At 66.1% G+C, this 19,726-nt stretch carries 24 protein-coding genes and 1 pseudogene; 9 read left to right on the top strand and 16 right to left on the bottom strand.

The features are described 5' to 3' along the window. Window positions 1–105: 105 nt before the first annotated feature. Window positions 106–264 (bottom strand): hypothetical protein, encoded by a 159-nt coding sequence (locus ACFWAY_RS37170; RefSeq protein WP_378514088.1) that lies wholly within the window; start codon window positions 262–264, stop codon window positions 106–108. Between the two features lie 536 nt (window positions 265–800). On the opposite strand from ACFWAY_RS37170, the gene ACFWAY_RS37165 reads away from it, so the two are divergent. The 4 genes from ACFWAY_RS37165 to ACFWAY_RS37150 all read left to right on the top strand — a co-directional run bounded on the left by ACFWAY_RS37165 (window position 801) and on the right by ACFWAY_RS37150 (window position 3,291). After that, a complete protein-coding gene (locus tag ACFWAY_RS37165; protein WP_378514055.1) occupies window positions 801–1,631 on the top strand; it encodes a ribbon-helix-helix protein, CopG family in 831 nt (276 codons plus the stop codon). A 465-nt stretch (window positions 1,632–2,096) separates the two neighbouring features. Continuing rightward, window positions 2,097–2,318, top strand: a complete 222-nt coding sequence (locus tag ACFWAY_RS37160; protein WP_378514054.1) for a hypothetical protein — start codon at window positions 2,097–2,099, stop codon at window positions 2,316–2,318. A 99-nt stretch (window positions 2,319–2,417) separates the two neighbouring features. Beyond that, window positions 2,418–2,786: a hypothetical protein gene (locus tag ACFWAY_RS37155; RefSeq protein WP_378514053.1), complete on the top strand. Its 369-nt coding sequence runs from the start codon at window positions 2,418–2,420 to the stop codon at window positions 2,784–2,786. Between the two features lie 88 nt (window positions 2,787–2,874). Continuing rightward, a complete protein-coding gene (locus tag ACFWAY_RS37150; RefSeq protein WP_378514052.1) occupies window positions 2,875–3,291 on the top strand; it encodes a hypothetical protein in 417 nt (138 codons plus the stop codon). Here ACFWAY_RS37150 and ACFWAY_RS37145 read toward each other — a convergent pair whose 3' ends face one another. Both ACFWAY_RS37145 and ACFWAY_RS37140 read right to left on the bottom strand, forming a co-directional pair. Beyond that, window positions 3,292–4,125 (bottom strand): sulfurtransferase, encoded by an 834-nt coding sequence (locus ACFWAY_RS37145; protein ID WP_378514084.1) that lies wholly within the window; start codon window positions 4,123–4,125, stop codon window positions 3,292–3,294. A gap of 87 nt (window positions 4,126–4,212) precedes the next feature. Further along, window positions 4,213–4,656, bottom strand: a pseudogene (locus ACFWAY_RS37140) (DUF4395 domain-containing protein); the annotation flags it as partial. A 46-nt stretch (window positions 4,657–4,702) separates the two neighbouring features. On the opposite strand from ACFWAY_RS37140, the gene ACFWAY_RS37135 reads away from it, so the two are divergent. Continuing rightward, on the top strand, window positions 4,703–4,906 hold the full coding sequence (locus tag ACFWAY_RS37135; RefSeq protein ID WP_378514051.1) for a hypothetical protein: 204 nt from the start codon (window positions 4,703–4,705) through the stop codon (window positions 4,904–4,906). Between the two features lie 261 nt (window positions 4,907–5,167). Here the strand turns inward: ACFWAY_RS37135 and ACFWAY_RS37130 are convergent, their stop codons facing one another. From ACFWAY_RS37130 to ACFWAY_RS37100, 7 genes are all read right to left on the bottom strand, one after another. Beyond that, window positions 5,168–7,087 (bottom strand): family 2A encapsulin nanocompartment cargo protein cysteine desulfurase, encoded by a 1,920-nt coding sequence (locus ACFWAY_RS37130; protein ID WP_378514050.1) that lies wholly within the window; start codon window positions 7,085–7,087, stop codon window positions 5,168–5,170. Further along, window positions 7,059–7,991 carry a family 2A encapsulin nanocompartment shell protein gene (locus ACFWAY_RS37125; RefSeq protein ID WP_378514049.1) on the bottom strand — a complete coding sequence of 311 codons (933 nt, stop codon included), beginning with the start codon at window positions 7,989–7,991 and terminating at the stop codon, window positions 7,059–7,061. The genes ACFWAY_RS37130 and ACFWAY_RS37125 overlap by 29 nt, the downstream gene beginning before the upstream one ends. A gap of 475 nt (window positions 7,992–8,466) precedes the next feature. Beyond that, complete coding sequence (locus ACFWAY_RS37120; RefSeq protein ID WP_378514048.1) at window positions 8,467–8,730, bottom strand: hypothetical protein; 264 nt, start codon at window positions 8,728–8,730, stop codon at window positions 8,467–8,469. A gap of 34 nt (window positions 8,731–8,764) precedes the next feature. Then, window positions 8,765–8,923: a hypothetical protein gene (locus tag ACFWAY_RS37115; RefSeq protein ID WP_378514047.1), complete on the bottom strand. Its 159-nt coding sequence runs from the start codon at window positions 8,921–8,923 to the stop codon at window positions 8,765–8,767. A 45-nt stretch (window positions 8,924–8,968) separates the two neighbouring features. Then, window positions 8,969–10,369, bottom strand: coding sequence for a chromate efflux transporter (gene chrA / locus ACFWAY_RS37110; RefSeq protein WP_378514046.1), 1,401 nt, complete (start codon window positions 10,367–10,369; stop codon window positions 8,969–8,971). A gap of 58 nt (window positions 10,370–10,427) precedes the next feature. Beyond that, complete coding sequence (locus tag ACFWAY_RS37105; protein WP_378514045.1) at window positions 10,428–10,859, bottom strand: chromate resistance protein ChrB domain-containing protein; 432 nt, start codon at window positions 10,857–10,859, stop codon at window positions 10,428–10,430. Next, window positions 10,856–11,365 carry a Chromate resistance protein ChrB gene (locus ACFWAY_RS37100; RefSeq protein WP_378514044.1) on the bottom strand — a complete coding sequence of 170 codons (510 nt, stop codon included), beginning with the start codon at window positions 11,363–11,365 and terminating at the stop codon, window positions 10,856–10,858. Before ACFWAY_RS37100 ends, ACFWAY_RS37105 begins: the two co-directional genes overlap by 4 nt. A 124-nt stretch (window positions 11,366–11,489) precedes the next feature. Between ACFWAY_RS37100 and ACFWAY_RS37095 the strand changes: the two genes are divergently transcribed. Further along, entirely contained in the window at window positions 11,490–12,536 is a 1,047-nt protein-coding gene (locus ACFWAY_RS37095; RefSeq protein WP_378514043.1) for a YncE family protein, read from the top strand. Between the two features lie 143 nt (window positions 12,537–12,679). Here the strand turns inward: ACFWAY_RS37095 and phoU are convergent, their stop codons facing one another. Continuing rightward, on the bottom strand, window positions 12,680–13,327 hold the full coding sequence (gene phoU, locus ACFWAY_RS37090; protein ID WP_378514042.1) for a phosphate signaling complex protein PhoU: 648 nt from the start codon (window positions 13,325–13,327) through the stop codon (window positions 12,680–12,682). A 198-nt stretch (window positions 13,328–13,525) separates the two neighbouring features. Beyond that, window positions 13,526–14,134, bottom strand: a complete 609-nt coding sequence (locus ACFWAY_RS37085) for a Clp protease N-terminal domain-containing protein (RefSeq protein ID WP_378514041.1) — start codon at window positions 14,132–14,134, stop codon at window positions 13,526–13,528. A 525-nt stretch (window positions 14,135–14,659) separates the two neighbouring features. Here ACFWAY_RS37085 and ACFWAY_RS37080 point away from each other — a divergent pair. Next, complete coding sequence (locus ACFWAY_RS37080) at window positions 14,660–14,923, top strand: hypothetical protein (protein ID WP_378514040.1); 264 nt, start codon at window positions 14,660–14,662, stop codon at window positions 14,921–14,923. A 734-nt stretch (window positions 14,924–15,657) separates the two neighbouring features. After that, the gene (locus ACFWAY_RS37075; protein ID WP_378514083.1) at window positions 15,658–16,005 is read left to right on the top strand and encodes an Lsr2 family protein; all 348 of its coding nucleotides are present in this window, start codon (window positions 15,658–15,660) and stop codon (window positions 16,003–16,005) included. 134 nt (window positions 16,006–16,139) lie between these two features. Here the strand turns inward: ACFWAY_RS37075 and ACFWAY_RS37070 are convergent, their stop codons facing one another. From ACFWAY_RS37070 to ACFWAY_RS37060, 3 genes are all read right to left on the bottom strand, one after another. Beyond that, a complete protein-coding gene (locus tag ACFWAY_RS37070) occupies window positions 16,140–16,703 on the bottom strand; it encodes a hypothetical protein (protein WP_378514039.1) in 564 nt (187 codons plus the stop codon). A gap of 136 nt (window positions 16,704–16,839) precedes the next feature. Next, window positions 16,840–17,454, bottom strand: a complete 615-nt coding sequence (locus tag ACFWAY_RS37065) for an RES family NAD+ phosphorylase (protein WP_378514038.1) — start codon at window positions 17,452–17,454, stop codon at window positions 16,840–16,842. A 19-nt stretch (window positions 17,455–17,473) separates the two neighbouring features. After that, the gene (locus ACFWAY_RS37060) at window positions 17,474–18,088 is read right to left on the bottom strand and encodes a hypothetical protein (protein WP_378514037.1); all 615 of its coding nucleotides are present in this window, start codon (window positions 18,086–18,088) and stop codon (window positions 17,474–17,476) included. A 500-nt stretch (window positions 18,089–18,588) separates the two neighbouring features. Here ACFWAY_RS37060 and ACFWAY_RS37055 point away from each other — a divergent pair, with 500 nt between their 5' ends. Further along, complete coding sequence (locus tag ACFWAY_RS37055; protein WP_378514036.1) at window positions 18,589–18,885, top strand: hypothetical protein; 297 nt, start codon at window positions 18,589–18,591, stop codon at window positions 18,883–18,885. A gap of 289 nt (window positions 18,886–19,174) precedes the next feature. On the opposite strand, the gene ACFWAY_RS37050 is transcribed toward ACFWAY_RS37055, so the two are convergent. Further along, window positions 19,175–19,570 carry a hypothetical protein gene (locus tag ACFWAY_RS37050; protein ID WP_378514035.1) on the bottom strand — a complete coding sequence of 132 codons (396 nt, stop codon included), beginning with the start codon at window positions 19,568–19,570 and terminating at the stop codon, window positions 19,175–19,177. Window positions 19,571–19,726 lie beyond the last annotated feature (156 nt).

Below are 19,726 nucleotides of genomic sequence, written 5' to 3'. Positions count from 1 at the left end.
ACAACCGTAGAGACACCAGAACGGCCCCTGGAGAGTTCCACAGGGGCCGTTCTGCATCTGTCACGTGGAGAGCCCGCTGCGGCGTCATACCGCGGGCACAGTAGATCAGGTCGCGGGTACGAGGAACTTCAGCTGGACCCGGAACGGATAGGTGCCCGGGCTGTCCACCAAAGACTCGATGAGGGCATCACCGTCCTCGATGGAGATGATCTTGAACTTCGAGATCCCCTGCGGATGTAACATCACCGTTTCGCCGATCATCACGAGCCAATTCCTCCGTGCCTAAACCACCGAAAACGCAGGTCAACGGTGGTGAAGAGTGTATGCCCCGGTCGGCTTCCCTCCGAACCGGGGCACTGCCCACAGTACCTCGAGTCGAACGCATGTGCGAATAGAATCGGGTGGTGAAGTTCACCGAGGAGGCTCCGGTTCGATGCCCCAACAACCATCTGTTGGTCGGCGGAAATTGCCTTGTCGGCTGGGAGGTCTGCGGGTGTGATGCCGCCGTAGCAACCGGCATGAGCGGGCATCGTTCCCATTACTGCCGGACTTGCGGGCAGACAGTGCGAACCCCGCCCTGCGACGGGGCGCAACCACAGGCGGATCGGTGGTTCACTCCTCCCAAATCCGTCTGACTTCGATTTGTGGCCGCGCGATCGCCTGTCGGTGACGATCCGTAGACTCGAGTTCGTTCTGGAGCATCCCCCCAAATCTTGTTTCAGAACATCCCCCTGTGCCCCGGCGTCACCCCCCGATGCCGGGGCACAACCATGCGCAGGGTCGGACGAGAAGATCGAGGGATGACGCATACGAGGCCAGGCCGGATCCCGGTGGGCGATCCGATCGGACTTCGCTTCGACTCCGAGACCAAACGCAGACTCGACGAGATGGCCGAGGCCATCGGCCCGCGCCGATTCGGGGCGCTGATCCGCGTGGCCTGCCGACGACTTGTCACCAAACCACAAAGCGTCGGTCCGGCTCTTGCGGAACACCGTCGGCTCTCGGAAGTCCTTCGGACGATTCCGCTGGTCATGGTCAAAATCAAGCTCGAACCCGAGACCATGCAGCAGTTCGCGGACCTGGCCGCCGAACACGACACCACGGTCAGCGCACTCATGCGGGTCGCGCTGCACCGGTTCCAGGAAGCGCCCGGCCGCTACAAGCACCCGATGCTCCGGGAAGCCGAGCGGACCGGACTGTCCGACCGGGTCGACGTGATGGTCACCCCGTCCAGCAGGCAGCGGATCTGGTATCTCGCCGGCCGATACGGCGACAAGCTCAACACCGCACTTCTTCGGGTCGCGCTACGGCGCCTCCTCGACGAGCCTGGTGACCTCGCCGCCGACCTGGAAACCATCGCCCCACTGCGTGATCTGCGGCCCGAGAGCTATCCCGCCACGATCAAGGTGCACTTCGACGACCCGTTGCGCGACAAGCTCGATGAACTGGCCGCCCGGGTCGAGTCCGATCGCACCGAGCTCGTCCGCCTGGCCGCCCGGCGTGTGCTCGACCAGCCCGGACTGATCGAGCACGCCGTGAACGACGAGATCATCCGCAGCGAGAAGCACAAGGCACACCTGATGGCCCGGCACGCCCGCCGCCAGGCGCGACGCCCCACACAGCCCGACTGATCACCCTGGACCTCTCTCGCCTCACACGAAACTGATCCCTACTGGTCGGCTTGTCGCGGCGTGTCCGGCTTCCCGATGTACCCGCCTCCGGCGGTCACCAGGCCACCTGCGGTGTCCCCTGAATCGAGCTGCGCTGCGCTGCGCTCCGCCCTGGAAGAAGAACATCGCTCTTTTGACCTGCTGGCCTTCCGATCCTGATCGACGGGTGGCCGGGGAACAACCCCTGGCGGCTGCGCCGGCCTGCGGCTCCGAACAAGTTTTCGCGACTCGCAGGCTCCCCGCGAAAACTTTCTTCGGCCCAGGGGTTGCACCCCGTCCTGATACCGCCGATCCGACTCTCCCTTGCCAGCAGGGCAAAAAGAACGATCAGGGCGCAGCAGGTGGCCTGATCCGAGCACGGGAGGTTCCGTTGAGCAACACCATCATTCTCGATTTCCGTCTTCGACCCGTTCGAACGTCGCGCGCGTGATCTACGCCGAACTCGCCGTCCCCGGTGATCCGGATTTCGACGACCTCGACCTCGACACCGACACCGACACCGACACCGACACCGACACCGACACCGACACCGACACCGACACCCGCACCGTCCTCCTCGGCATGGTCTTCGACCTGGACCGGGACGACCCGCGCATCCTCGCCGCACACCGGCCGGTGAACCCGGCCGATTTCGGCCTCACCGCCTGACCCCAACCCCCATCACCGAAGGAGAACCCCCATGACCCGCAGCACCGACACCATCTCCGGCATCACCGTCGACACCGACGGAATCTTGCAGGTCACGACATGCGAGTGGACGACTTCTGGACCAGCCGCCGGATCGTCGACGGGCGCGGCGCGGCCCTGGACGCCGTCCACGACTACCGCCTCGCCGCCTACCCGATCGGCGGCAACGGCCGACCCGGTATCGCCTGCCTGCTCGCCGGAGCCAACCACCGCTTCGACCCCCGCCAGCCCGAGAACGACGCGGCCCGCGCGATCGTTGCCCGCTACGGGGCAGGCACCGACATCCCGATCCGGGGTCGGGCCGTCATCCTCGCCGGATGGGAGACCGACCCGCGACCGATCCTCGAGCTGGTCGCCCGCGAGCTGGTCGCGCAGATCAACAACGACCTGTTCGCAGCCTCGCCGACGCAGATGCTCAGGACCGCCTGACACCGCCAAAGTCCCACGGAGAAAAGGGAAACACCGGACAGCTGTTCCCTGCCCGGTGTTCTCCTCTCACCCTAGGAGAGAGAGCACCATGACCGCAAACACCACCGAAATCGCTACCGCCGCACACGCGGAACTGGTTTACCTGAACCCGGCCGAGGCCGAGATCGAACCCAACACCCGCGACACCGTCGACCCGGCCATGCTCGCCGAGCTCACCGAATCGATCCGCGAACACGGCGTACTCCAAGCGATCAAGGCCGTCCGCTACGCAGACGGCACCATCCGTGTCCGCGACGGCCAATGCCGCACCTTCCCCAGAGAGTGGCTGTGTTGTGTCGGCGTTTGCCGGCCTCGCCGTCGTGAGTTGGCGGACGAGTCCCTTCAACAGCAGCGGAGGAGAACCGACCTTGCCGCCCGACGAGTTGATGACCACCCTCGCAACCGGATGCGGAACGGGACGCGGCTTTCAGGTGTCCAGCACAGCCAGCGACCAATACCAGCCTGATTACCCTCCCAGTTCGATCGGTACGCCGACGAGCGAGCCGTATTCGGTCCAACTCCCGTCATAGTTCTTGACGTTGTCGTGGCCGAGCAGTTCCGTCAGCACGAACCAGGTGTGGCTGGAACGCTCACCGATGCGGCAGTAGGCGATGGTGTCCTTCGACCCGTCCAGGCCGGCCTCGCGGTAGATCTCGGTGAGCTCTTCGTCGGATTTGAAGGTGCCGTCCTCGTTCGCGGCCTTGCTCCACGGCACATTGACCGCGCCCGGGATGTGGCCCGGACGCTGGCTCTGCTCCTGCGGCAGATGAGCCGGTGCGAGGATCTTGCCGGAGAACTCGTCGGGCGATCGGACGTCGACCAGATTCTTGACACCGATGGAGTCGAGGGCCTCGTCGCGGAACGCGCGAATCGACAGATCAGGCTCGGCGGCTTCGTAAGAAGTGCGGTCTCGGCGCACGACCTCCGTGGACAGCGGGCGCCTTTCGAGTTCCCATTTCTTGCGTCCACCGTCGATCAATTTGACGTCGGCGTGGCCGTACAATTTGAAATACCAGTAGGCGTAGGCCGCGAACCAGTTGTTGTTGCCGCCGTACAGCACGACCTCGTCGTCATTGGCGATTCCCCGGGACGACAAGAGCTCGGAGAACCGTTCGCGACCGACGAAGTCGCGGCGTACCCCGTCCTGCAGATCCTTCTTCCAGTCGAGTTTGACGGCGCCCTCGATGTGGCCGCCGTCGTAGGCGGTGGTGTCTTCGTCGACCTCGACGAAGACGATCTTGGGGGCGTTCAGGTTCGTCTCGGCCCAGTCGGTGGAGACCAGGACGTCGGCGCGAGCCATGATTTTCCTTTCGTCGGGAACGGGCACGGGACTGCGGTGAGGAGAACTGTTCGCCGGCGGCGTCGCCGACCTGAATCGAGCGACCAGCGGGTAGATCTGGCAACCGAGGCAGATACCGAAAGCAGCATTCAGGAACGCTGCGAACAACGCGAAGCCGGTGAAGATCGCCCCGACGACCGGGGCGCCTAGCGCGAACCCGATCAGACCGGCGGCGGCGAAGAGGAAGCCGACCAGTTGGGCGAACCGAAGCGGCGGGATCGGCTCCCGCTCGGGCGGAGGCCCGTTGCGCGGCGCTACCAGCTTCGCGTAGATGCGGCCGTACGGGCTGCGCTTGGGCCCGACCAGCGCAGCGACTGCGAACACGAGAGTTTGCACGGCGAGGATGACACCGGCAACGACGGTCGAGAACGCGGTCGCGACCAGAACCGCGACAAGCACCGCAGTGGTGATCCAGGCAGCGAACCTGGGGCCGCGGACATCGACCTGATCGCCGGCCGACGTCGTGGCGGGTTGGGTTGAGGATGTGGACATCGCCACGCTCCTTCACAGGATTTGGCAGGGGATGGCAGGAATGCGAATGACCGCGATCGAGTCGATCACCGAAACGGGATGTAGTCAGCTATTTGCTTCGCAACGATTCGAAGGCCACGCCGATGGGCGATCAGCGACAGAGGCAACAACAACCACCGACGCGGCACAGATCGACTATGCGGCGACGGGTGAGCAGCAGCTCACGGCGGGTCTGCACGTGCCGAAGCTTACCCGCTCCTCGGCACGCTGAACTGGATCGTCGTCCCATGGGTACGGGCGCGCTCGGTCAGAGATTCGCCGCCGACTGCGCCGACCGTGCGCCGCGGTACGGCGAGTGATCGGCAATGGTCGTGGGCGATCTGGCCCAGACGCCGAAACCCGCCCCGCGAGATCGAACTCGACCCCGCCCATGCCCTGCACTCGGCCAAGAAATCTCCGGGCCTGGACCTGCCGACCCAAATTCCACGCCGCTACTTCCAGGCCGTCTATGGCCGACGGTGGTGGAGGCGGATCAGTGTCGCCGACCGGCATCGGCGGCCAGTTGGTGGAGGACGGCGACCATCCGGTCCACCTCCTCGCATGTGTTGTAGAACGACAACGACGGCCGCACCGTGCCCTCGACACCAAACCTCCGCATGATCGGTTGCGCGCAGTGATGTCCCGCGCGCACCGCGATACCTTTCGAGTTGAGCGCCTTACCCACCTCGAGCGGCTCGTACCCGGCGAGCACGAACGAGATCACGCTCGCCTTTTCCGCCGCGGTACCGATCAGCCGCAACCCCGGAACGTTCTTCAGTTCTGCGGTGGCGTATTCGAGCAGGACATGCTCGTAACGGTTGATGTTCTCGATCCCGATCCGCTCCACGTACTCGATGGCAGCACCCAACCCCACTCCGTCGGCGATACTTCCGGTACCGGCCTCGAACCTCCCTGGTGGCAGCTGATAGGTGGACCGCTCGAGGGTCACGTCGGTGATCATGTTCCCCCCGCCGTGCCACGGCGGGGTATCCGCCAGTACATCGGATTTGCCGTACAACACGCCGATCCCCGTCGGGCCGAAGATCTTGTGCCCGGAGAAGACGAAGAAATCCGGATCCAGCGACTGCATGTCGACCCTGGTGTGCGGCACCGACTGCGCACCGTCGACCAAGACGATCGCACCCGCACGGTGCGCTTCTTCCGCGATCTCGCGCACCGGGGTGATCGTGCCCAGCGCATTCGACACCTGGGCCACGGCCACGAGCTTCGTACGGTCCGACAGCAGCCTGGTGTACTCCCCCATCATCAACTGCCCCGAGTCGTCCACCGGGATCACCCGGATCACCGCGCCCGTCTCCGACGCCAGCATCTGCCACGGGACGATGTTCGCGTGATGCTCGAGATGCGCGATCACGATCTCGTCGCCCTCGCGAATGTTCTTACGTCCCCACGTCTGCGCCACCAGGTTGATCGCCTCGGTGGCGCCGCGGACGAAGATGATCTCCTCCGCCGAAGAGGCACCGATAAACCGCGCCACCGTCTGCCGTGCCTGCTCGTAGGCATCGGTCGATCGGGCAGCCAATTCGTGTGCGGCGCGGTGAATATTGGAGTTCTCGTGTTCGTAGAAATAACTGATCCGGTCGATCACCACCTGCGGTTTCTGCGTCGTGGCGGCATTGTCGAACCACACCAACGGATAACCGTTCACCCGCTCGCCCAGGATCGGGAAGTCGCGCCGGATCGCGTTGACGTCGAATCCGGGATGCGCATCCGCAGTGGCGGGCTCATGCGGCTGGACCCGCCCGATCGGCGGCGCACTGTCCGACACTCTCGTGCTTCGGTCGAGAAAATAGAGGCTCGGCACTGCTGCCGCCGAAGACGGGAGGGAGGGCATCGACCCGAGGTCCCGGGCGGACACCGAGGGAATCTCCTGCGCCGACCGGGGGACGGCATACCCAGAAGTCGTGTCGACCCCGCCCGACCCGGGCCGATAACCGGTCGGTGGGTCGAGGAAGTAGAACGCCGACGTGGGGGCTGCGCTCGACACCGCGGAGGGCTCGGCAATCGCACCAGCCGGCGAGGCGACATCGCCTTCCTTCGCCACGGCGATATCGGCGCCGTGCGATGGAGCGGCACCAGACGACGGAGACGTCGTGGTGACATTCGACGGCGCCCAAGGCGGCGGACCTGCGGCCGGTACGGACCCGGCGGGAACCTGGTCCTCGAACCCCTGGGGAACGGTGACCGTGTCCAGCGACGCGCCCGGCACCTGACCTGGCTGACTCGCGCCGTCTGTCGCGGCAGCTACCGGTGACACGGCGGCACCCGACCCCGGTAGGCGCGAGAAGTACTCGCCGGCCAGCCTGTTCAACGTCGCTTCGTCGGGAAGGTCCCATCCGCCGAAACCTGGCTGGTCGTCCGGCTCACTTCCGGTATGAGGGGGCGTAGTCATGGAACTTGTCCACCTCCGCGTCCTCGAGCAAGGCGATCGCGTCGTCGGTCAGGATCGCGAGCGAGCAGTACAGCGAGACGAGATACGACGCGATCGCGCTGCGGTCGATTCCCATGAACTTCACCGACAGGCCCATCCCCTGCTCGCCGGCCAGGCCCGGCTGGTACAGACCGACCACGCCCTGGCGGGACTCGCCGGTTCGGATCAGCAGGAACTTCGTCTTACCGCCCTCGACCTTGACCTTGTCCGAAGGGATGATCGGGATGCCCCGCCATGTCACGAACTGGGAACCGAACATGCTCACGGTCGGCGGCGGTACACCGCGGCGCGTGCATTCCCTGCCGAACGCGGCAATCCCCTCGGGATGGGTCAGGAAGAAGGCCGGCTCCTTCCACGCCCTGGCGATCATATTGTCCAGATCGTCCGGCGTCGGGGGCCCACCGACCGTGGAGAGTTTCTGCTTGTTCGCCGTGTTCGCGATCAACCCATAATCCGGGCTGTTGATCAGCTCACCCTCTTGATGCTCCTTGATCGCCTCGATCGTGAGCCGCAGCTGCTGCGCGATCTGGTCGTGCGGGCTCGAGTAGAGATCGGACACCCTGGTGTGCACGTCCAAAATGGTGTGAACGGCCTTGAGCCGATACTCCCGCGGCTCCTTCTCGTAATCGACAAACGTCTCCGGCAGCGGGGACTCGTCGAAGTTGTCACACTTGATATCGACCGACTCCGGATGCACCACCCTGTTCAACCGGTAGATACCGGCTTCCACCGGGATCCAGCTCAGGCAGTGCACCAACCACCGTGGGGTGATCGACTCCATCTGCGGAACGGACTTCGTCGCATTCGCCAGAGTGCGCGCGGCATCATCACCCAACGCCATCGGCTGCGGTTTTGCATTCGTCATCGGCCACTCCTGCCCGAGCGTAAGCGCCGGACAGCCGCCCGACAGTGCCCAATCCTAGGCCCTTTACCTGGGGGAATCGACACTTTTCCCTGCCGCAGGCCGATTGCAGCCGGGCCGTTCAACCGGACACGCGAGGCATGCGGCCGGGTCCCTTCCGGGGGTGCCAGGTGCTGACCGCCGCCGGTGGTTCACTCGCGTGGGGTGTGGACCTCTGCAGGTGTGTGACACGCCCGGACCCCTGTCCGTGAGGCACCGGCATCCTCCGACTGCGGGCGTGGGGTGTCGAACACCGGCCGGGACCGGCCTGGTCGGGCTGCTCGCGTCGTATTTCGAAGACGATGGCGGTGGCTCGCCACAACCGCACCCGGGACGACCTCCCGGGTGCCGACGGTCCCTGGCTTCAGCACTCGTGCGCTGGCCGGGACGCACGCCGCTTGTCGGAGTTCCGATCGGACCGGCCTCCTGATGTCTCGTGTCACAGGGAGTTGACGCCCTGCAGGACCAGTGCCGTTCCGACCGGAATCAACAAGCCGACGCTGATGGACGCGAGTGTCGCACCCGTGGTGCGGTGGTTGTCGGTACCGAACATGCGCAATCCGGTGAACCCGAGCAGCGCAGCGAGGAAGAGGAGAAGGTAGATCGGGGGCAGAACCTGCACGCCGAGGACACCGACGGCGGTCGCGATCGCGACCCATGCCCACCGCAGATCCTCGGTTTGGAGCTTCGCCGCTGTCCGCATCACTGCACCTCACTTGCACTGAAGTTTACCCAGTTCAGTGTCCTCGTTTGTGACTATTGTTGTTGCGCGCCAACGCAAGTGCGGCGATCACCATCACCGCGATGATCGCCAGGGTGAGCCAGACCGGCAGCTGACCCTCATCGCCGATTTCGGCGGTGGCGAGCAGCGCGGTGCCGGCAGCAAGTGAGGTCATTCGCATCGCATCCTTTCCAGAGTGGCGATATGGGTGTGCTTCGGGTCAGGTGACCGGGAGTCCGACCAGGCCGGCGGCGAGGCCGAGGAGTGCGCACACCCCGAGGGTGCGCAGCACCGACCAGCGCAGCCGGTAGATCATCACCCCGGCGAGGACCGCGATGACCGCGACGACCGGGCGGATCGTGCTCACATCCGGTACCAGCAGGTGGATCGGCCCCCAGTGCAGCAGGGAGGCGTCGGTGAAAAGGGTGTGGACGGCGAAATACAGGGCCAAGTTCGCGATCACCCCGACCACGGCGGCGGTGATCCCGTTCAGCGCAGATGTCAGGTGGGTGTTGTTGCGGAGCCGTTCGACGTAGGGGGCGCCGAGGAAGATGAACACGAAGCACGGCACGAATGTCACCCACGTGGTGAGCAGGGCGCCGATGGTGGCCGCGACCCAGGGGTCGAGGTCGCCGGGGTTGCGGTAGGCGCCGAGGAACGCCACGAACTGCACCACCATGATCAGCGGGCCGGGGGTGGTTTCGGCCAGGCCGAGGCCGCGGACCATTTCCCCGGGGGCGAGCCAGCCGTAGGTTTCCACCGCCTGCTGGGCAACGTAGGCCAGGACCGCGTAGGCGCCGCCGAAGGTGACCAGTGCGGTGCCGGAGAAGAACACTCCCTGTTCGGTGAACACGCTGTGCCGGCCGGTGAACAGGACGACCGCGACCATGGGGATCGCCCAGGCGATGACGCCGACACCGAGGACGAGGATCGCCCGTCGCAGGCTGGGGGAGTCGGCGTGCAGGGCGTCGTCGGCGATCAGCGGCGGCGTCTCGTCGGTGTCCCTCTCGGTTGTACTGCTGCGGTCGGCACCGCCGGTGCGGCGGCCGATGAGCCAGCCGGCGAACCCGGCCACGGCGATGACGATCGGGAACGGCACCGCGAACAACGCCAACGCAAGGAACGCGCAGACCGCGATCACCACGTGCGCGGGCCGGGTCAACGCCCGCTTGGAGACCCGGGTGACGGCCTGTACCACCACGGCCAGCACAGCGGGGGCGATGCCGGCGAAAATGGCCAGCACGATGGTGGTGGCGCCGAAGGCGACGTAGATCGCGGCCAGGCCGAGCATCGCGATCATGCCGGGCAGGACGAACAGCACCCCGGCGATCAGTCCGCCGATGGTGCCGTTGAGGAGCCAGCCGGTGTAGATGGCGAGCTGCTGGGCCTCGGGGCCGGGCAGCAGCATGCAGTAGTTCAGGGCGTGCAGGAACCGTTTCTGCCCGATCCAGCGTTTTTCGTCGACGAGGGTGCGTTGCATGACGGCGATCTGCCCGGCCGGGCCGCCGAAGGTCTGTAGGGAGATCAGGAACCACGCCCAGGTCGCCTCGCGCAGTGGGATCAGGTCGCGCCGGGAGGAGCTGGTCGGTGTGGCGTGGGTGGTGGGTTCGTTACTGCTCACGTCGGTCTCCGAAATATGAAAGTCGGGTCGGGGCAGGAAGTTCGGGCCGCACCCGGGGTCAGGACGGTTCGCGGCCGGACAGGACACGTTGGCGATGAAACTCGTACAATCCGTCGAAGATGCGGGTGGCCACGGCGAGAGTGTCGTCGTCGGTACCGGTCAGGGACAGCCCACGCAGCACCGAATCCAGGCCGGGGGCCTCGGGGGCGTCGAATTTTCCGTCGTCGATGTCGGCCTCGTGGACGATTTCGGCGAGCACCCAGAGCACCGGGTCGGTGAGCTCGTAGCGGCGCAGGATTGTCTCGAAGCTGCAATCACCGTGATGGTGCGAGAGTTCGACGCCGCGCATGTCGAATGCGGTCGCATCGGTGGGGACGGCGGCGGGGTCGGTGACCCACAGGAACTGCGCGTCCGGGTCGATGTTGCGGCGGATCAGCCACGCACAGGCGGCGCGGTCGATGTGGATCCCGGCGCGGGTCGCCCACTTCATCGCGGCACCTGCGCTTCCACGGTGTGGCCGGCGGCTAACTCCGTGAGTGCCGCCTCCACCCCGTCGCGCTGCGCGGTCGGGAAGAAGGTGCGCTTGTCGATCTCCCGGAGGCGGCGGCGCAGCTGGGTGAGCTTCTTGGCCCGCCCGGCGGGGTCGGGCAGCAACCGCGTGGCCTCGGCGGCATCGGTGATCTCGTCGTATTCGGCGCCCCGGTCCGCCGACAACTTCGCCCGCATCCGGTCCCGCTGGTCCTTGGTGGTGGGGGCGGCGGTCCACACCTCCGCCTGGCCGCCCGCCTCGACGACTTCCTCGGCCACCCACTCGAACTGCTCACGGGTGCGCGGTGACGCCGGCAACACGACCACGCCGTCGGCGAGCTGGAAGACGCCGTACTTGCGGAGCTTGCGCCACACCGCGATTCGCGGCGTCGAGGGCTCGCGGGGGATGCGATATACCAGCATCACCCACTCGTCGGGGCGCTCATCGGGTGTCGGTGTCGGTTCCACAAGAGTGATGTAACCACGGTTGCATCATTCCTGTCCACCTGCGACCGTCGCGGTCCGCGGAGCCGCCCTGGACGGCTCGCTGTAACCACGGTTACGGTGGTTTTGGATCGTCCCGAGGAAACGGATGGGAACGATGACAGGTGCCGATCGCAGCGCCAGACCAGCACGGCGGCTGCCGCCCGCGCTGGTGGTGGGGTTTGTGTTGGTCGGGGCATGTTCGCGCGGAGCACCGACGGCCGATGATGGGGCGCTTCCACTGCAACGGGTAGGGGAGATCACCCTTCCCGGGGACGGTTCTCGTTTCGACTACGGAAGTCTGGACCCCGAGCGGGGTTTGCTGTTCCTTGCCCACCTGGGGGCGAGTGAGGTCATCGAGGTCGATCTCCACAGTCGGCAGGTGGTCCGGACGATCCCGGACCTGTCCCAGGCGCATGGCGTCCTCGTCGTTCCCGAGCTGCGCCGGGTCTACGTCACCGCCACCGGAGACAACCGCCTGGTCATCCTCGACGAGGACACCGGCGCCGTGATCGTGCAGGCCCCGACCGGTGACTATCCGGACGGGATCGCCTACGACCCGAAGCGCGGGGCGGTGTGGACCACCAACGAATCCGGTGGATCGGAAACCGTCATCGACGCGGTCACCGCACAGGTGCGCGGCACAGTCGATCTCGGCGGCGACGTCGGTAACGTCGCCTACGATCCCGTCGCCGACGAGATGCTGGTCGCCGTTCAGGGCCGCGATGACCTCGCCGCCATCGATCCTGCGACATTCGACGTCACGCGGCGAGTTCCGTTGCCGGGATGCGACAGCGGCCACGGACTCTCGCTCGACCCGCCGGCGCGGCTGGCGTTCGTTGCCTGCGAGGACAATGCCACCCTGATCTCCGTCGACCTGGTGACCTGGCAGGTCACCGGTACTAATGCGGTTGGCAAGCAACCCGATGTGCTCGCCTACGACCAAGGCGCCCACCGCCTGTATGTTGCGTCCGAGACCGGCTCCGTCAGCGTGTTCGACCAACACGGCGGACACCTCACCGGGGTCGGCTCCGGTCACCTGGCGAACGGAGCGCACGTGGTCGTCGTCGACCCGAGCACCCACCACACGTTCTATCCGGTGCCCACCGGAACCGGCGGCCAACCTGCACTCCTCGACTACGCACCGACACCCTGACGCCTTGCGGTCCTTGCTGATCCCGGCCCAGTGCAGATGTGGTCAGTGCATGCGGCTGGGGTGAAGCAAGAGGACGAGCTCGGTGGAGCCTGCGCGACCGGGCGGACGAACGGCCGGGTGACACCGACGGTTGTCTCGGCGACCTACGGGGTCAACTGTTCACCGGTCACGAGGAAGATCACCCGGCGCCCGACCACGACGGTGTAGTCGCCGAAACGTTCGTAAAAGCGTCCTAACAAGGTCACGTCGACCGCGGTCGGGATGGTGCCCTCCCAGGTGGGGTCCTGGATCAGGGTGAGCAGTCGGCGGTGCAGATCATCGAGCTCGTCGTCCCGCCTGCCGAGCTCGGCGGCCAGCTCGGGATCACGCCCGCGCAGCACCTGTTCGGCGAGGCCGGCCAACTCGGTCGCAACCCGGCCCATCCGGGTCAGCAATTCTTCCGCCTCCCCGGAGGTGACGTGGTTCGGGTGCCGGCGGCGCACACTCGCGGCCACATGTTGCGCAAGCCCGCCCATCCGGCTCAGATCCGACACCAGATGCACACCGGTGACGACCTGGCGCAGGTCCCCGGCGACAGGGGCCTGCAGCGCCAGCAACGCCATCGCCTGATCCTCGCACGGACCCCGCGCCCCCTCGATTTGCTCATTGAGGTCGAACACCTGTTCCGCCAGCGGCAGGTCGGCCTGGACGAGGGCATCTGTGGCAACTCCTATGGCCTCACCGGCCAAGTGACACATCAGCGCCAGCCGATCGGTCAGGTCGTCGAGTTGCTCGTGAAGCTTCGTCCGCATCCCATCATCATCGTGCACCCGGCCGGAATTCGGCACGCCGGGCTGCCTCATACGAGCGCACGCAGAATCCAGCGCGGAGATTCCAGTTAGCCTCGCAACAGGCCACGCGGAGGCACCTCGCCACCTCCAACTTGTCGAGAATCGTGCCGGGGACCCGCCGCGACGTCCGGTCGCTCGGTGCCGCCCGAGGCGCAGGCCCTAGTCGGTACTCGAGTCGCCGGCACGTGCCGCGTCCAGGATCCGGTCTCGCATCCACGCGTCGAGGGGTTGGCCGGCCTCGGCGGCCGCGGCGACGCACAACGCATGTTCGGCGTCGGTCAACCTGAGGTTGGTGAGATGTGTCGGCCCCAACCCCAGCTCTGCGGTGAGCCGGTGCTCGGTGACTTCTCGGAGGATGTGCTGCCGCAGTTGCTCGAAGTCCACCGGTACAACCTCGCCGAGCAACCGTGCGCCGGTCGATTCGCGGTCGTCGATGAGAGCGAGGAGGATCTGTTCGGTGCCGATGCGCTCATGGCCGAGCAGAGAAGTTTCACGCAGGCTCTGTTCGAGGATCCGTTTGGCGTGCCGGGTGAACGGGATGTGCCCGGATCGGGCTGCTTGCTCTCCGTGACCGGTGGTGAGCCGGCTGTCGATGACGGCCGCCGACACGCCGAACGATTCCAGCGCTCGCGCCGCTGCGCCGTCACGTTCGCTGATGAGGCCCAGCAGGAGGTGCTCGGTTCCGAGATAGTCGTGGTGGTGGGCCCGGGCCGCTTCGGAGGCCAGGACGACGGTGCGCCGCGCCTGGTCGGTAAACCTCTCGAACACCGTTGCTCCCCTCGGATCGGCCGCTGCCTGCGGTTACCTCATTTCCCCGTTGTTTACACCATGTGCAGGCTCGGGCGGGCGTCTCTCCCTCACCGAGGAGAAGCCGGAGCCTGCAGAAGAGGTATCCGAAGCTCTGATCCAACTCCTCGAGGGTCAGACCATTCTCCTCTGCGACAGCGAAAGCCGACCGGCACAGCGAGGGAATCTCGCCCGGAGAGCCTTGGGCGGAATCGGATTCCTTGCCGTGCTGGTGCGGGTCGTGGATCAGGTTCAGGGGTGTCGCGGACGGTGCGGCCGAGTCCGGGGATGGCGGTGAGCTGGTGCTCGTCGGCAACCCGCCGCGGCCGCAGGGTACTCCGGCAACCCGCCGAGTGAGCAATGGGAACCGCCGTTGGCCGAGGCGCACTCACCGGAGCCCGGTCGGATCGTTGTCGATCGCTCAGCCCCTTGGCAGCGCCTCGCATGAGGTTTCGTCGGCGAGGTGCTTACGATCCAGACGGGTAGCCGAGCGGAAGGCGCAGACCGATGCCCGAGAAGAAGGATCACAGTCCGACACCCGAACCCGGTCCACTCGGCGCGGGCGCGCGGGTGCTGGTGCGCCGGCCGTCCGAACCGGCGCAGACCGGTCGGATCATCGAGGACTACGCCGAGCTGACCGACACCGAGGAGCGCGGGCATGCCTGGGCGCCGGTGCACCGGTGGGCTGTCGCCCTCGACGACGGGCGCCTGGTCTTCGCCGACACCGACGACCTCACCGCCGACCCGAGCACGCCAGGATCCACCGGGTAGACCGACCCCGGCCGGCGGAAAGAACCAGCCAGAGACCGTGCCCCCGGGGGACCGAACCAAGCTGGGGTTACGTCACCGCCACGCTGCCGATGACGAAGAACGGTGCCGTGCCGCCGAAGCAGACGACGGTCGCGTTTCCCTTCGCGAAACCCACTGAGCTTTTCCGCAGTCCCCGGGCCCGAACGTTCCGGCGACTGCTGACGGTGCCGGGTCGTCCGATTCGTCTGCTGGTCGGACGCCCGAGCGCCTTGGATGGGGCTGGGCCGCCACTACGCCAGCGGAACCCCTGCGCGGGGGAGTGGCGGTGGGCACAGGCGGCGGTGGACACAGGGGGTTGCGGCAGCCCTACGTGTATCCGGCCCGGCGGATGCCGATGATGCCGCGCACGTAGGCCTGAGAGTGCTTCTACAGCTTCATGTTCGGTCTTCAGACGGGGTGATCGGAGGGGCGGTACGGGGCGACCGGCGCTCGAAGTGCATCACGGTGACGAAAGCGACGAGGGGTGTCGCGTGTGTTGGGATCGTCGGGTGAAACGCCGGTTGGAGCCGTTGATGAGGATTTTCGAAGGATTGCGGCGGCGGCTCGCACAACGATGGCAGGGTGCTGTGCGACGACGGGACTCGGCGCCGGCTCTTTGGTGCGATGCAATCCTAGCTAGCGTAGCTAGCAGTGATGCGTTGTCCGGCCCAAGGACTGTTGTTTCGTTCGTATCGATGACGGTGGGAGTGGAATCCGTGGCGCGTAGGGCTGTGGTGGAGTTGGTGGACGATATCGACGGGACAGTGTTCGGCGACGCGGGGGAGAGCATCCACTACGCGGTTGATGGGGTCGAGTACGAGATCGATCTCAAGGCTGAGCACGCCAAGGAGTTCCGCGACGCTCTCGACTACTACATTGCGCATTCCAGGAGGGTCGGAGGCAGGAAGCACCGCTCGAATCGGGTAACGGACCCGATCGGATCGACTCCGAGGACGGGCGAGGTCAAGAAGATCCGGGAGTGGGCGACGGAACAGGGCTACGAGATGCCCTCCCGGGGCCGGATCCGTGCCGAGATCGTCCAAGCCTTCCACGACGCCCACTGACGCCGCATCGCCCGTCCGAGGGTGATGCCGACTACGGCGTATGGGACCCCAGGTGGACAAGTCTGCGTCGACAACCCTGAAGGTGTCGTCCACAAGGTCGAGGGCGACACACCCCCGACGTGCTGCCTGCTGGTTTAGGGAATTGATCGGGTATCTATCGGTTGGTGGCCCAGGTGTTCGAGTCGGTCGAGTTCGGCGAGGAGGGCGTCTCGGCTGGTGTAGGTCTCGGCGGGGGCGCGAAAATCCTCGTCCGGGGCGGGATGGTGGACCTCCCACCGGGGTCCATCGGCGGCGGTATAGCCGACCGCGATGTGTAATGGTTGGGCGAACTCACCCCACGCCGTCGCGACGTGTTCCCGGTTCGGAACGTGATCCCACGTCCCGTCTTCGTAGCTCTCCCACTCGCGGCGACCCTCGAGCATCCGCGTGAGGGTGGGATCGACAAGGTCGTACTCATCGGGCTTCGGGTTGTCGCCAGTGTCGCGGAGTTTGTGGTAACCGTCGACGGTCAGCTCCGGTGCCAGTTCGATGAGCGCCCTCTCTGCGGTCGCGTCGAATGGGTTGCTGAGGACCATTGCCCTGGAGTCGGGGACACTCGCGTTCGCGATCGGGTTTGTGCCGCGGGTCTGTCGTTTGGCCTTGTTCCGCCTCTTCTTCGCGGCCTGCGTGTCCTGCGTTGCTTTCTTCGAGCGTCCCATGGATGTCCTTTGTTAGGTGGTCTGTCACGGCGTCGTTGATAGGCAGGGAACAATACTGTACGGACGGTTGGCTTTTCATGGGTTTATCTCCCACACCCAACACCGGTGACAGGCAGTGGGAGATCGACGCAGACGCTCAGATGAGTGTTGCGTTGTACGTCGAGAGATGGGATCTGACCAGCTCCAACCCGGCTCGGTCATCGAGCTTGATCGGTCCCCGAGACACGGCCATCAGATCATGCAGTCCCACAGCGGCATTGGGCTTGATCGTCATGACGACGGAAAATTTGTCCTCGTCGTTGCGTGCCCGGTATTTGATACCGAGAACCCCGTCGGTCCCGTGCAGGATGGCTGCCGCCCAGTCCCGGGTGGTCCGATAGTCGACGGGGCCGCATTTCGTCAGCCAGGTGTCCTGACCGATCGCCGCCAGATGTGAGCCGTGCACCAGTGCGACCGGGACATCGTCGGTCACGGTGACCTGGGACAGGACTCGACCGGCCAGCTTGGCCTTCCGCAGGATTCTCGGAACGAGATCATCGGGTGGCAGCGACCGGCAGTAGGTCTCCGCTATGCAGGTGGAGATGTCCTCCCCGAAATAGCTGTAGTGGTACGACCCGTCGGAGGAGTCGAACCGTCCGCCTCCCGCTCCCGCCGGGGTCGGATTCAGGGTCAGGGCGCCCCGGCTCGGGTCGCCGGAGTGGATGCGCCAGAGCTTGGTTCCCGCGGTGAGCGACCCGACGTGCGCGGTCACCGATGCCGGGGGTGGGCGGTTAGGCAAGGTCGTCGGCGATCTCGGCTCGCAGCAACGCGCGCACGGAGTCGAGGGACCCCTCGCCGAGCAGTTGGACCGGGGACTTGCGGTCGTCGGTCGACGGGTTGGGCGAGAGCCACCACGACGCGACACCCCACGGATCGTCCCGGGCACCGAGAGCCACGTTGCCTTCCCGCACTACCTGATTCGCCTCGTCGGACGGGGAGAACTGGAACTGCGGATACCGGAACTTCCCGGCCCGCTTGAGGCCGATGACCTCGCCTTTGGCGCTGAGTTTGCGCAGCGCATCGCTGGGGTTGGCCCAGTTCTTGCCGTAGGTGTTTGCGACCTCTTTGGCGGAGAGGTGCGGGAACGACAGGATGTGTTCGACGGCGTCACTGAGCACCGTCTTCTCGTCGAGGATGTCGTCCGATTCGATGAGCTCGAGGATCGGGTCGTCTCGATCGATTCGTCCGGCCAGCATGATGTGGGTGACCCTGTCGGCGACCAGCCGCATGCTCGGCCTTTTGTGCAGCTCGGCTCGCATGCGGGCGATGAACTCGTGGTCACTCATGCTGTTGTGCTGTGGTTGCGGATCGGACTCGGAGCTCGAGCCTGCGGTCTTTGGCGTCATGTCCCCTCCTCGGTACCCGGGCACGTACCCTCGACCTCACCTCTATATAGAAGTCTACCGTAGATTTGCGCAAGGGCAGAGCCGCGAAGAGTGGCCCGGGTGTATAGCCCGCCGAACTGACCCGCACCCGGGCCGCTCCCGGCACATGCGCTCGTGCGCAGCTGCGGAGCCTTGCCGCGGTCCGCGCGACAGATATGCGACCAGGGGAAACGATGCGCCACGGTGAGAGACGAATCATCGGACAGCAGCTTCGACGAGGACATCGAGTATTGGGGCGGGTCCCACACACTGGGGCCGGCGCCTCGCTGATCGACGTCTCGGCGATCTCAACAGGTCAACGCCCGCATGAACCGCCGAGCGACGGCCGGGGTGCCCTGCCGCTGACAATCCGCGGGCCCGGATCCTCTACAGGACCCGCCAGCCCGGTCCCGGCAACACGTCCGAGCTCCCCGGCATACTCACACCACAACCCCAACCACACACCGAGAGACGGCACCGCCATGATCAGTTGGACCCTCACCATCGCCGCCGAAGACGACGCGACCACCCAGACCGGTGCCGCCCTCGACCTCCGCACCGCAGTCACCGAACTCATCGACGCCGCCAGGGCATCCATCATCGAGGCCGCCGCCGCACACCGGCCCGTCTACACACTCACCCTCGACGGCGACTGGCTCACCTCGATCGCCACCGGCGAAACCCCGACCGGCGCCCCCGACCGCGACCTCGCCCTCGACCGGCTCACCGACATCGAAAACGAGCTCGTCGGCCGCGACCGCGTCCCCGACCCGAACTAGCCGAGAACTAACCGGCACCACGAGCCGTACAGCCGCGGGCGCGGCCGCACGGCGGTGACGGACTCGGGCGCGCGACGGCGATCCGGTCGACGAGGACATGGTGGGGGGTCACCGTGAACGCGCTGGGCCGACATCGCGCGGCCGACGTGGGTCCCTGCTCGAGGGCGACGATGATCGTGGGGAAGCCACAGAAGGTCGGTCGGGGAGCAGCCCGTGAGACGGGCTGTGGCACGGTGCCGGTTCTCCGCCGGACGCGGCACCGCACACCGGGGGTACGAGATGCTACGGATCAGCCGGGGTGTCGGGCCCGGGCAGGATTCCCAGGATGGAGAGCAGGGTTCGGCAGTCCTCGGCGTCGTGGGCGCGTACGGCGGATGGAGTCGGGGTCGTCGTGCTCCACCTCGAACTTCGCCATGACCTCACCGAATATCGCGGCGTTGCGCCCCCGATCCGACACCAGCACTTTGTACCCGATTATCGGCCGAACAACATGGTGGGTGTTCCGACCGGCAGATCTGGACGTATCACCGGCGCCCCCGTGCGACGATGCACCGCGGTTGCCGGTTCGCCCCACACGGATGTGCGGGGCGGCGATGGTGCCGACTCCCGCGAGCACCAGCAGCAGGGCAGTATTGGCGACGATCTCCGTTCGATCGACCGCGGGGACGGTGTCAGCGCGCCTCACGCTGCTGATGGGGGCGGTCGTCGGCGAACATGGCCTCGATCCGGGCCTTGATTTCCTCGGTACTGATCGCGGCGGGGGGGGGGGGGCCCCCCCCCCCCGCGGGGGGGGAGTTTTAAAAAAAAAAAAACCCCCCAAAAAAAACACGATAGAGGTATG

It is taken from the genome of Rhodococcus sp. NPDC059968 (assembly GCF_042738615.1).
In the GTDB taxonomy this organism is placed as follows: domain Bacteria; phylum Actinomycetota; class Actinomycetes; order Mycobacteriales; family Mycobacteriaceae; genus Rhodococcus_F.
Note: the sequence above shows the minus strand (reverse complement) of the source record. Positions and strands in the feature narration are given on the sequence as shown.

Excerpts from the sequence above, each read along its gene's own strand:
- ACFWAY_RS37165 (WP_378514055.1), top strand. The coding sequence starts at position 801 with ATGACGCATACGAGGCCAGGCCGGATCCCGGTGGGCGATCCGATCGGA.
- ACFWAY_RS37155 (WP_378514053.1), top strand. The coding sequence starts at position 2,418 with ATGCGAGTGGACGACTTCTGGACCAGCCGCCGGATCGTCGACGGGCGC.
- ACFWAY_RS37150 (WP_378514052.1), top strand. The coding sequence starts at position 2,875 with ATGACCGCAAACACCACCGAAATCGCTACCGCCGCACACGCGGAACTG.
- ACFWAY_RS37145 (WP_378514084.1), bottom strand. The coding sequence starts at position 4,125 with ATGGCTCGCGCCGACGTCCTGGTCTCCACCGACTGGGCCGAGACGAAC.
- ACFWAY_RS37135 (WP_378514051.1), top strand. The coding sequence starts at position 4,703 with ATGACCGCGATCGAGTCGATCACCGAAACGGGATGTAGTCAGCTATTT.
- ACFWAY_RS37130 (WP_378514050.1), bottom strand. The coding sequence starts at position 7,087 with ATGACTACGCCCCCTCATACCGGAAGTGAGCCGGACGACCAGCCAGGT.
- ACFWAY_RS37125 (WP_378514049.1), bottom strand. The coding sequence starts at position 7,991 with ATGACGAATGCAAAACCGCAGCCGATGGCGTTGGGTGATGATGCCGCG.
- ACFWAY_RS37120 (WP_378514048.1), bottom strand. The coding sequence starts at position 8,730 with ATGCGGACAGCGGCGAAGCTCCAAACCGAGGATCTGCGGTGGGCATGG.
- ACFWAY_RS37115 (WP_378514047.1), bottom strand. The coding sequence starts at position 8,923 with ATGACCTCACTTGCTGCCGGCACCGCGCTGCTCGCCACCGCCGAAATC.
- ACFWAY_RS37105 (WP_378514045.1), bottom strand. The coding sequence starts at position 10,859 with ATGAAGTGGGCGACCCGCGCCGGGATCCACATCGACCGCGCCGCCTGT.
- ACFWAY_RS37095 (WP_378514043.1), top strand. The coding sequence starts at position 11,490 with ATGGGAACGATGACAGGTGCCGATCGCAGCGCCAGACCAGCACGGCGG.
- phoU (WP_378514042.1), bottom strand. The coding sequence starts at position 13,327 with ATGCGGACGAAGCTTCACGAGCAACTCGACGACCTGACCGATCGGCTG.
- ACFWAY_RS37080 (WP_378514040.1), top strand. The coding sequence starts at position 14,660 with ATGCCCGAGAAGAAGGATCACAGTCCGACACCCGAACCCGGTCCACTC.
- ACFWAY_RS37070 (WP_378514039.1), bottom strand. The coding sequence starts at position 16,703 with ATGGGACGCTCGAAGAAAGCAACGCAGGACACGCAGGCCGCGAAGAAG.
- ACFWAY_RS37060 (WP_378514037.1), bottom strand. The coding sequence starts at position 18,088 with ATGACGCCAAAGACCGCAGGCTCGAGCTCCGAGTCCGATCCGCAACCA.
- ACFWAY_RS37055 (WP_378514036.1), top strand. The coding sequence starts at position 18,589 with ATGATCAGTTGGACCCTCACCATCGCCGCCGAAGACGACGCGACCACC.